This is a genomic window from Ruegeria sp. HKCCD8929 (genome assembly GCF_013031405.1).
Taxonomy (GTDB): Bacteria; Pseudomonadota; Alphaproteobacteria; order Rhodobacterales; family Rhodobacteraceae; genus Ruegeria.
This window is the reverse complement of sequence record NZ_WPZY01000006.1, coordinates 274,943-284,474: the sequence shown is the minus strand read 5'-3', so window position 1 is coordinate 284,474 and position 9,532 is coordinate 274,943. Positions and strand designations below refer to the sequence as shown.

Annotated in this window: 10 protein-coding genes and 1 tRNA gene; 7 read left to right on the top strand and 4 right to left on the bottom strand. The window is 61.3% G+C overall.

Translation table 11 applies throughout. The features are described from left to right. The first annotated feature begins 176 nt into the window (after positions 1-176). The gene (locus GOX53_RS12395; RefSeq protein ID WP_171176717.1) at positions 177-1,211 is read left to right on the top strand and encodes an IS110 family transposase; all 1,035 of its coding nucleotides are present in this window, start codon (positions 177-179) and stop codon (positions 1,209-1,211) included. Positions 1,212-1,655: 444 nt separating this feature from the next. On the opposite strand, the gene GOX53_RS12390 is transcribed toward GOX53_RS12395, so the two are convergent. Further along, a tRNA-Ile gene (locus GOX53_RS12390) sits at positions 1,656-1,732 on the bottom strand. 106 nt (positions 1,733-1,838) lie between these two features. Between GOX53_RS12390 and purM the strand changes: the two genes are divergently transcribed. The 3 genes from purM (at position 1,839) to rnd (ending at position 4,768) form a co-directional block, all read left to right on the top strand. Next, positions 1,839-2,885: a phosphoribosylformylglycinamidine cyclo-ligase gene (purM, locus tag GOX53_RS12385; protein ID WP_171176716.1), complete on the top strand. Its 1,047-nt coding sequence runs from the start codon at positions 1,839-1,841 to the stop codon at positions 2,883-2,885. Continuing rightward, a complete protein-coding gene (gene purN, locus GOX53_RS12380) occupies positions 2,882-3,478 on the top strand; it encodes a phosphoribosylglycinamide formyltransferase (RefSeq protein WP_171176713.1) in 597 nt (198 codons plus the stop codon). Before purM ends, purN begins: the two co-directional genes overlap by 4 nt. Positions 3,479-3,610: 132 nt before the next feature. Next, positions 3,611-4,768, top strand: a complete 1,158-nt coding sequence (gene rnd, locus GOX53_RS12375) for a ribonuclease D (protein WP_171176711.1) — start codon at positions 3,611-3,613, stop codon at positions 4,766-4,768. 9 nt (positions 4,769-4,777) lie between these two features. Here the strand turns inward: rnd and GOX53_RS12370 are convergent, their stop codons facing one another. Then, a complete protein-coding gene (locus GOX53_RS12370; RefSeq protein ID WP_171176709.1) occupies positions 4,778-5,290 on the bottom strand; it encodes a hypothetical protein in 513 nt (170 codons plus the stop codon). A 141-nt stretch (positions 5,291-5,431) separates the two neighbouring features. On the opposite strand from GOX53_RS12370, the gene GOX53_RS12365 reads away from it, so the two are divergent. Further along, on the top strand, positions 5,432-5,842 hold the full coding sequence (locus GOX53_RS12365; RefSeq protein WP_171176757.1) for a SufE family protein: 411 nt from the start codon (positions 5,432-5,434) through the stop codon (positions 5,840-5,842). Positions 5,843-5,850: 8 nt separating this feature from the next. On the opposite strand, the gene GOX53_RS12360 is transcribed toward GOX53_RS12365, so the two are convergent. Next, positions 5,851-6,504: a DUF1638 domain-containing protein gene (locus GOX53_RS12360; RefSeq protein WP_171176707.1), complete on the bottom strand. Its 654-nt coding sequence runs from the start codon at positions 6,502-6,504 to the stop codon at positions 5,851-5,853. 244 nt (positions 6,505-6,748) lie between these two features. Beyond that, positions 6,749-7,447, bottom strand: a complete 699-nt coding sequence (locus tag GOX53_RS12355) for a B12-binding domain-containing protein (protein WP_171176705.1) — start codon at positions 7,445-7,447, stop codon at positions 6,749-6,751. A 296-nt stretch (positions 7,448-7,743) separates the two neighbouring features. On the opposite strand from GOX53_RS12355, the gene GOX53_RS12350 reads away from it, so the two are divergent. After that, a complete protein-coding gene (locus tag GOX53_RS12350; RefSeq protein ID WP_171176755.1) occupies positions 7,744-8,817 on the top strand; it encodes a PA0069 family radical SAM protein in 1,074 nt (357 codons plus the stop codon). 172 nt (positions 8,818-8,989) lie between these two features. Then, positions 8,990-9,532, top strand: a complete 543-nt coding sequence (locus GOX53_RS12345) for a dihydrofolate reductase family protein (protein ID WP_171176703.1) — start codon at positions 8,990-8,992, stop codon at positions 9,530-9,532.

The following is a 9,532-nucleotide window of genomic DNA, read 5'->3' as shown; positions in this document are numbered from 1 at the left end:
GTTTTCCGAGCCGTGAATCACGCAGAGCAGCGAAAATCAATGCATCCTGACCCTAGACAGAAAGAAAGTTCAGAAAACAAATAGGGCTCAACTAGGCGACTTTTATGGAATGGCCCGCCCTCCCCGGCGCCTCGGTTAGGATTGCCGATGATTCGAACAAGCAGAAGGAGCGGACCATGACGATCACAATAGTGGGGATTGACCTTGGCAAGAACAGCTGCAGCATTGCTGGCCTCGACGAAACCGGGAAAGTGGTGCTGCGTCGGCGAATGCAGCCGAAGACGATCCCGGGATTTGCTGCGCAGTTGCCACCGTGCGTGATTGCCATGGAAGCCTGTTGCGGCGCGCACCATCTGGGGCGTCTTCTTACCGAGAAGGGGCATGAGGTCCGGCTGATGTCACCGGAATATGTCCGACCCTATGTCAAGGCCCAGAAGAATGACGACCGTGACGCAGAAGCGATCGCCGAAGCCGCGACTCGTCCAACCATGCGTTTCGTCGGGCTCAAGACACAGGAGCAGCTTGATGTCCAGTCGCTCCACCGGGTTCGCTCGCGTCTGGTGCGTGCGCGCACGACTCTGACCAATCAGTTGCGCGCGATACTTCTTGAACGCGGCACCATAATTCCACAAGGCCGCTGCAAGCTCGAGCAGGCTGTGGACGCGCTGCTCGCCGATGCAGATTTCATGGCCGGCAATCGGGTGCGTCGGCTGCTTTTTGAGTTGAAGGAGGAATGGATCGATCTGGACCGCCGCATCAGAGCCCTGGATCAGGAATTTATTGAGTTCACCCGCAAGGATGCCGCCACGCGCCGCCTGGCGTCGATCCCGGGGATCGGTGCGCTTAACGCCACCGCGCTCGTCGCGGCACTGGGCGATGCCTCGAACTTCGACAAGGCCCGGGATCTCGGTGCGTGGCTGGGGATCGTGCCCCGACAATATTCTACTGGTGGCAAACCGAGGCTGCTCGGGATCTCCAAGCGTGGCAACAAGTATCTGCGAACACTCCTGATCCATGGCGCCAGGGCGGCATTGCCGTCTCTTGCCCGAAGCCAGACATCGCTCGGAGCATGGTTGCGTGGCCTTCTCGCCCGGCGGCACCGCAACATTGTGGTGGTAGCGCTGGCCAACAAGCTTGCCCGTATCGCGTGGGCGACGTTGCGCCGTGGTGTCACCTTCCAGCCGGCGTTTGCGACAGTTCCAACGGGATGAACCAATCGGTCAGCGGCAGATGTCGACTGGCCCATACAATCTGCGGGAGGACTTTTAGAAAGATGGCCTGACGGTCGAACCGGCGTCCCGGAAGCCTGATACAAAAGATGGCGCAACGACGCCGTGACTTTTATGAGACCAGGACGTGCGGATCTCCATCTTGGCAACGGCTTGAGGCCGATATGCCGTATACGTTGATGCAGACCAAAGGGTGCCATCAAAAATAAAGCTCTTGCAGACCGGGCGGGCCATACGTTTTTTTACTCTTCGCGCTGAAGTATCCACAAGCCATTCGTAGTCCTTCGAAGTTGTGTTTTGGCTCGCGCTCCAGATGGGCCTCAGGAAATAAATGAAATCAAACGGTCAGCAGTTATTGGGCGACTTTTTCGGGATAGCCAGCATCTTTCAAAAAATGCTACAGTATTTCAGTGACTTGCGGGAAAATGGTAGGCCCGGAGGGACTCGAACCCCCAACCAAAGCGTTATGAGCGCTCTGCTCTAACCAATTGAGCTACAGGCCCGCCTGAGCGCCTTGGGTATCACGGTGACGGCCCGCGTCAAGCCTGACCGTTGCATGCGCGGGCACAATCGACTAACCCGCGCGAAAGCAACCATGAGGGATGAACCATGACAGCGGGCAAGAACGGCATGACCTATGCCGATGCGGGCGTGGATATCGATGCGGGTAACGCGCTGGTCGACCGGATCAAGCCTGCGGCCAAGCGGACCGACCGTTCCGGCGTGATGAGCGGGCTGGGCGGGTTCGGCGCGCTGTTCGACCTCAAGGCCGCCGGTTACAGCGATCCCATTCTGGTGGGGGCCACCGACGGGGTGGGCACCAAGCTGCGGATCGCCATCGATACCGGCGTGGTGGACGGCGTGGGCATCGATCTGGTGGCCATGTGCGTCAACGACCTGATCTGTCAGGGCGCCGAGCCGCTGTTCTTCCTCGACTATTTCGCCACCGGCAAGCTGGAGACCGAGATCGCCGCGCGGATCATCGAAGGCATTGCCGAGGGCTGCGTGCGCTCGGGCTGCGCGCTGATCGGGGGCGAGACCGCCGAGATGCCGGGCATGTATCCCGAGGGTGACTTCGATCTGGCGGGCTTTGCCGTCGGCGCGATGGAGCGGGGCACGGCCCTGCCTGCGGGCGTGCAGGAAGGCGACGTGCTGCTGGGGCTGGCCTCGGACGGGGTGCATTCCAACGGCTATTCGCTGGTGCGCAAGCTGGTCGAGCATTCCGGGCTGGGCTGGGACGCGGCCAATCCCTTTGGCGACGGCGCGTTGGGGGAGGCGCTGCTGACGCCCACGCGGCTTTACGTGAAACCGGCGCTGGCGGCGATCCGGGCCGGGGGTGTGCACGCGCTGGCCCATATCACCGGCGGTGGCCTGACAGAGAACCTGCCGCGCGTGCTGCCCGAGGGGCTGGGCGCCGAGATCGACCTGAACGCTTGGACCCTGCCGCCGGTCTTCGGCTGGATGGCCGAGACGGGTGGGATCGCCGAGGGCGAAATGCTCAAGACCTTCAACTGCGGCATTGGCATGATCGTGGTTTGCGCGGCGGATCAGGCCGACGCCTTGGCTGACCTTCTGGCCGCCGAGGGCGAGACCGTGGCGCGCATCGGTGAAGTTACCGCACAGGCGGGTGTCACCTATACAGGCGCGCTGCTGTGAGCCACAAGCGCGTCGCCATTCTGATCTCGGGTGGCGGGTCCAACATGGTCTCGCTGGTCGACAGCATGATCGGAGATCATCCGGTGCGGCCCTGTCTGGTGATATCGAACGATGCCGAGGCGGGTGGTCTGAAAAAGGCCGCCGCGCGGGGCATTGCGACGGCAGTGGTGGACCATCTCCCCTTTGCAGGCGACCGGGCGGCATTTGAGGCGGAACTGGTCAAGCCTCTGCTTGCGGCGGAGGCGGATATCGTCTGCCTTGCCGGGTTCATGCGGGTTCTGACCGTGGGCTTTGTGTCGCAGTTTCAGGGGCGGATGCTGAACATCCATCCCTCGCTGCTGCCCAAATACAAGGGGCTCAACACCCATGCCCGCGCGCTGGAGGCCGGAGATACGGAGCATGGCTGCACGGTGCATGAGGTCACGGCGGCGCTGGATGACGGCCCCATTCTGGGTCAGGCGCGCATACCGGTCGTGCCCGGAGACACGCCGGACACGCTCGCCGCGCGGGTTCTGGAGTGGGAACACAAGCTCTATCCGGCGGTTCTGCGCCGCTTTGCTGCCGGTGATCGGCGGCCCGTCTTGTTGCCATAAGGCGGCAGCGGGTGATTTACACCCGCCTCGGGTTCGGCCTATGGTCACAAGCATAACCCGGCACGACGGTAGATCCATTGGGGCAGATCGATTGGGCCGCACCAAGAATAAAAGCAAGAAATCAAATCGCGAATGAAAACTTTGACCACCACGCAGGAGCTGGCCGAATTCTGCCAGACCGCCGCCGCCCATCCTTACGTCACCGTCGATACCGAGTTTCTGCGTGAGAGAACCTATTACTCCCGCCTGTGTCTGATCCAGCTGGCCTATCCCGGTGAGGGGGACGAGACCGCCGTTCTGGTCGACCCGCTGGCCGAGGGCCTGTCGCTGGAACCTCTGCTGGATCTCTTCCGCAACAAAAACGTGGTCAAGGTGTTCCACGCGGCCCGGCAGGATCTCGAAATCTTCTGGGTTGAATCCGGCGTATTCCCGATCCCGCTATTCGACACGCAGGTTGCGGCGATGGTGTGCGGCTTTGGTGAGCAGGTCGGGTATGAAACCCTGGTGCGCAAGATTTGCAAACAGGGGCTCGACAAGACCTCACGCTTTACCGACTGGTCGCGGCGCCCGCTGAGCGAGGCGCAGAAGACCTATGCGCTGGCCGATGTCACGCATCTGCGGCGGATATACGAACATCTCGCGGCTGAGCTTGCGAAATCCGGCCGCCAGCACTGGGTGGCAGAGGAATTGCAGATCCTCACCGATCCGGCCACTTATGACATTCGCCCCGAAGAGGCGTGGCGGCGGATCAAGACCCGGACCAGTTCGGCCAAGTTCCTGGCCGTGGTGCGCGAGCTGGCGCAGTTTCGCGAGGCCTATGCGCAGGAAAACAACGTGCCCCGCAACCGGGTGTTCAAGGACGACGCGCTGATCGAGATGGCCTCGACCAAGCCCAAAACGCCCGCCGATCTGGGCGGTTCGCGATTGCTCTTGCGTGAGGCGCGCAAGGGGGTGATCGCCGAGGGTATTCTGGCCGCCGTCAAGCGCGGGGTGAATTGCCCGCCGGACCGGATGCCGCGTCTGGACAACAGCCGCGACAAGCTGCAAGTGAACCCGGCACTGGCCGATCTGTTGCGGGTGCTGCTGAAATCCAAGACCGAAAGCGCAGGCGTGGCGGCCAAGCTGATCGCCACCAGTTCCGAACTGGATCAAATCGCTGCTGGGGAGCGGTCCGTGGCGGCCTTGTCCGGCTGGCGCTATGAGGTGTTTGGCGAAGACGCATTGCGCCTGTGCGATGGCAAGATCGCCCTGTCCGCCAAAGGGCAGGCGGTGCAGGTCGTGCCGCTCTGATCGCGGTTTTTAGCGCCTGCGCGCTTCGCGGGCGTTTTGCTGTCCCGTGACCCGGATCAGGCGGATGCCTTCCAGATCCTGATTGGTGACGCTGATCGCCTCGGTGATCCGGCGGGTCTGCTCCGGCCCCTGCGGCGTGGGGTCGCGCGGGTAGAGAACGCGGAAGCTGAAGGCGAGCACGCCGTTCTTGGCGTTTTCCTCGGTCAACTCGGGCCGCAGCCGGGCGGCGTAGGCGCCCTGGCGGTTGGCAACGCCGGTGGCATAAATGATGGCGCCGGTCGGGGTCGGCTCGACCTTCAGTTCGGTGATGGCGGTGATCGGAATGCTGCGGTCCACCAGTGCCGCATCGCGGCCTCGGGTGGCAGGCAGAAGCGGATTGACCTCACCGGCGGTTGCAGTGTCGGCAGGCACCGATCTGCTATTGCCGAACCAGTTCGACGGGTTCACGCGGGAATTGCGCCAGGCGTTGCAGGCGGACAGCGTCAGCGCCGCGACCAGGAGAAGCGTCAGAGGTTTTTGCATGGTGCCTGCCAATTCTTCGGTTTTTCCTGTCAACGGGTTAGCGCATCCTGCGTGGCTTGAAAAGCCATGGCTGGGACTGGACAGCCGGGCAGGGGAGGCTTAGGTCACCACGTAAGAGACCCAATGCCGAAGGAATGCCGCATGGCCAGCCCCGCCTTTGAAGAAATCGTCGAGGATTTCGAGTTCCTTGAGGACTGGGAGGACCGGTATCGCCATGTCATCGAACAAGGCAAGGCGATGGCGCCGCTGGACGACGCGCTGAAAGTACCCGCGACCAAGGTGCATGGCTGCGCCAGTCAGGTCTGGCTGCATCCGATGATCCAGGGCGGCATCTTTCGCTTTGACGGCGACAGCGATGCGATGATCGTGCGCGGTCTGATCGCGGTGCTGCGGGCGCTTTACAACGACCTGCCGGTTTCAGACGTTCCCAAAGTCGATGCGCGGGCGGAAATGGCGCGGCTGGGGCTCAACGATCACCTGTCGGCGCAGCGATCCAACGGGTTGCGGTCGATGATCGAACGGATTCGTGAGGTCGCGTCCGAGAACGCCTGAGTAGACGTTTACCTGGCCCAACCGGCCATGGTGGTTTCAAGGTCACCGTAACCGGTGAAACGGCGCTCGAAGGCGAGGCCCATGCGGTCGGCGCAGTCTTTCGCCCGCGCGGTGAGATCGGGATCGTCGGTCTGGGCCTGATAGACAAGCTTGGTGTAGTTTCCGAAATACATGTCGCGCAGTTCCGGATGGCGGTCGAGGCCAAGTGGTTTCCACACGAACGCATCGAATTGCCGCGCCAGAAAATCGGTCAGGTAGAAGGCGGTGGTTTCACTTTCATCACGCCCTGCAAACGCCTCATTTCCTTCGAAAAATGAGTAGCAATGCGGGCCTTCGACCATCTTAACGCCCAACCGGTCACACGCCTGCCGCAGCAGCCCGCCGGTGCCACAATCGGCATAGACGACAAAGATCTGATCATAGGCGTCGCGGTGTTTTGCGACGGCCTCTTCAACAGCACTGGTGATCCGCTCGGGATGCACATGAAGTATCGCGGGCAGGCAGGTGAGTGCGATATGGTCCCAGCCATTGCGGGTCTTGATGTCCAGAATTTCTCTGGCCAATGCCCCGCACGCGATCAGCAGGATGCGTCCCGCGCCGTTTTGCGCCGCCACACCCTCGGTCGTCAGTACGTGATCATCTGGCAGCTTGTGGCGCGTCATTCGAGCGGTCCCTTGGGTTTTCATCCTGTGCAGGCCGATACCAGAAGATAGCGCGAACCGGAGCGAAGCAAGCCCCGATCCGACACAGGATATCAGGCAACCGACACCAGTGTTCCACATTGGATAGCGACCAGAATCATTTGAGCCGCAAACCCGCAATCCGGTTTCACCGAACCTGCAATCACAACAGAAAAGGCCGCCCGTTTCGGGGCGGCCTGCCATTTAGTGTCTGGAGACGAATTCGTTATCCTGCCAGTTGGTTGTGCTTGCGCGAGACGAAATCCTTGGCGGTTTCCACGGCCACGGCCGCATCGCGGCAATAGGCATCGGCGCCAATGGCCTTGCCGAACTCTTCGTTCAGCGGTGCGCCGCCCACAAGCACAATGTAGTCGTCACGTATGCCTTGTTCGACCATCGTATCGATCACGACCTTCATATAAGGCATGGTGGTGGTCAGCAGGGCCGACATGCCCAGGATGTCGGGCTGTTCGTTTTCCAGCGCTTCCAGATAGTTTTCGACCGGGTTGTTGATGCCCAGATCAACCACGTCGAAACCGGCGCCTTCCATCATCATCGACACCAGGTTCTTGCCGATGTCATGGATGTCGCCCTTGACGGTGCCGATCACCATCTTGCCGACACGTGGCGCACCGGTTTCGGCCAGCAGCGGCTTGAGGATGGCCATGCCGCCCTTCATCGCGTTGGCGGCCAGCAGCACCTCGGGCACGAACAGGATGCCGTCGCGGAAGTCGGCGCCGACGATGGTCATGCCGCCCACCAGCGCCTTGGTGAGGATGTCGTAGGGCGCCCAGCCCCGCTCCAGCAGGATGTTGACCCCTTCCTCGATCTCTTCCTTGAGACCGTCGTAGAGGTCGTCAAACATCTGCTCGACAAGTTCCTCGTCGTTCAGTTCCGACAGGACGATGTCTTCTTCATCCGACATGAGCCGATTCCCTGAGCTGTGTGGGGCAGCGCCCCCAAGTGGCATTTTTTCCGTTTTTGCCATTTCGTCGCAGTTCGACTGCGTTGATTGCGACATAGGCGGTTCTGCAACCGACCTATAGCCCGGATTTTGATGAAACGCCCATGAATAATCCGCAGCATCTTCCTGCAATTCATGCATCATAGACCAACAGAAGGAAAATCTGAGCATCAGTTGAAGCCGTCAGTAGGGTGTTTGTGGAACTTGTGAATGTTCCCTTATTGTTCTAAATTGGAAATGTGGAACAATCAGCGAACATAGGGAGCCTCAGACAAAAAGCCCGAGGGCGCGGAACCGCCGCGAATCCGGCCGGCCGGTTCGAGAAGTTCGGGACCATGGCCGTCGATGACGGTTGGGAGGTGGACGAGGATCTGCCACCTGTCCGCACTGAGATCAGAGAAGAGCTGGCGCGTAGTCTGATCACGTACAACCGCTCGCCGGATCTGCCGTTTGACCGGTCTATCAATCCTTATCGGGGCTGCGAGCACGGGTGCGTTTACTGTTTTGCGCGGCCCACCCATGCCTATCTGGGTCTGTCTCCGGGGCTGGATTTCGAAACCCGCCTTGTTGCGCGCCCGAATGCCGCCGACATCCTGCGCAAGGAGTTGAGCGCGCGGCGCTACAAGGTGGCGGTGATCGCCATTGGCACAAACACCGATCCCTATCAGCCGATCGAGAAGCAGCGTGTGATCACCCGCGGCTGTCTTGAGGTTCTGGCCGAGTTCAACCATCCGGTGGCCATTGTCACCAAAGGGGCCCTGATCGAGCGGGATCTGGACATTCTGGGCCCCATGGCCGCGCGCGGGCTGACCCGTGTCGGTATCTCGCTTACGACACTGGATGCGGGGCTTTCACGCCGGATGGAACCGCGGGCGCCATCGCCCAAACGGCGGTTGCAGATGATCGAGCGGCTCAGCCGGGCAGGGGTTCCGGTGCGGGTCATGACGTCGCCTCTGGTTCCGGGGCTGACCGATCACGAGCTTGAGGACCTTTTGCGGGCTGGGCGCGATGCCGGGGCTGACACCGCCAGTTGGATCATGCTGCGCCTGCCCCGCGAAGTGTCCCAGCTGTGGCAGGGCTGGCTGACCGAACATGAACCCGGCCGGGCAGAGAAAGTCATGGCCCGGCTGCGCGAGATGCATGGCGGGCGGGACTACGATCCGCGCTGGGGGCACAGGATGCGGGGCGAGGGGCGCTATGCCGAAATGGTCGCGCAACGGTTCAGGGCTGCGATCAAGCGGCTGGGTCTGGCAGAGGAAGGTGATCCGCTGCGCACCGACCTGTTTCAGGTTCCTCCGCAGGCAGGAGATCAACTGAGCCTGCAATTATGACCCCGGTTTGGTGGCAGATTGCAGGCGGCTTGTCCGGCCGATACGCGGCCGCTTGTGTGTCTGGGTGTCCGGGCGTACCATTTGGCCAAACAGGAGTGCTCTGGCAGTGATCAAATAAGAACCCGCCATACCATGCCCACGGGCCAATCGGTTTCTTGTTTCGGAGCACAAAATGCATCCCATCATCTACGACGTCGCCGTTTCGGTGGACGGTTTCATCTCGGGTCCCGCAGAGGACATCTCCCGCTTTGCGCATGACGGGCCGGTCGTCGATGACTATCGGCAGCGCCTGTCGGCCTATGCGACCGCCATCATGGGGCGGGCGACCTATGAGTTTGGGTATCGGTTCGGGCTGGAACCCGGCCAGAATCCTTATACCCATATGAAAACATACGTGTTTTCGAAATCCCTGAAATGTCCTCCGGACGCGCAGATCGACATTGTGAGCGATCCGGTGGAGCAGGTCATTGCGGATCTGAAAGAGACCTCGGACGGGCCAATCTATCTGTGCGGAGGCGGGGCGTTTGGCAGTGCGCTTCTGTCCCTGGGGCTGATCAATTTGATCCGCCTGAAGCGCGCGCCAATCCTGCTGGGTGACGGCGTGCGCCTGTTTCATGACAAGACATGCGCGCCGGAGCTGTTCTGCACCCGCACGAAGGATTACGGGAACGGATATGTCTATCAGGAGTTCCGGGTCGGCAAACCTGATCCGTGA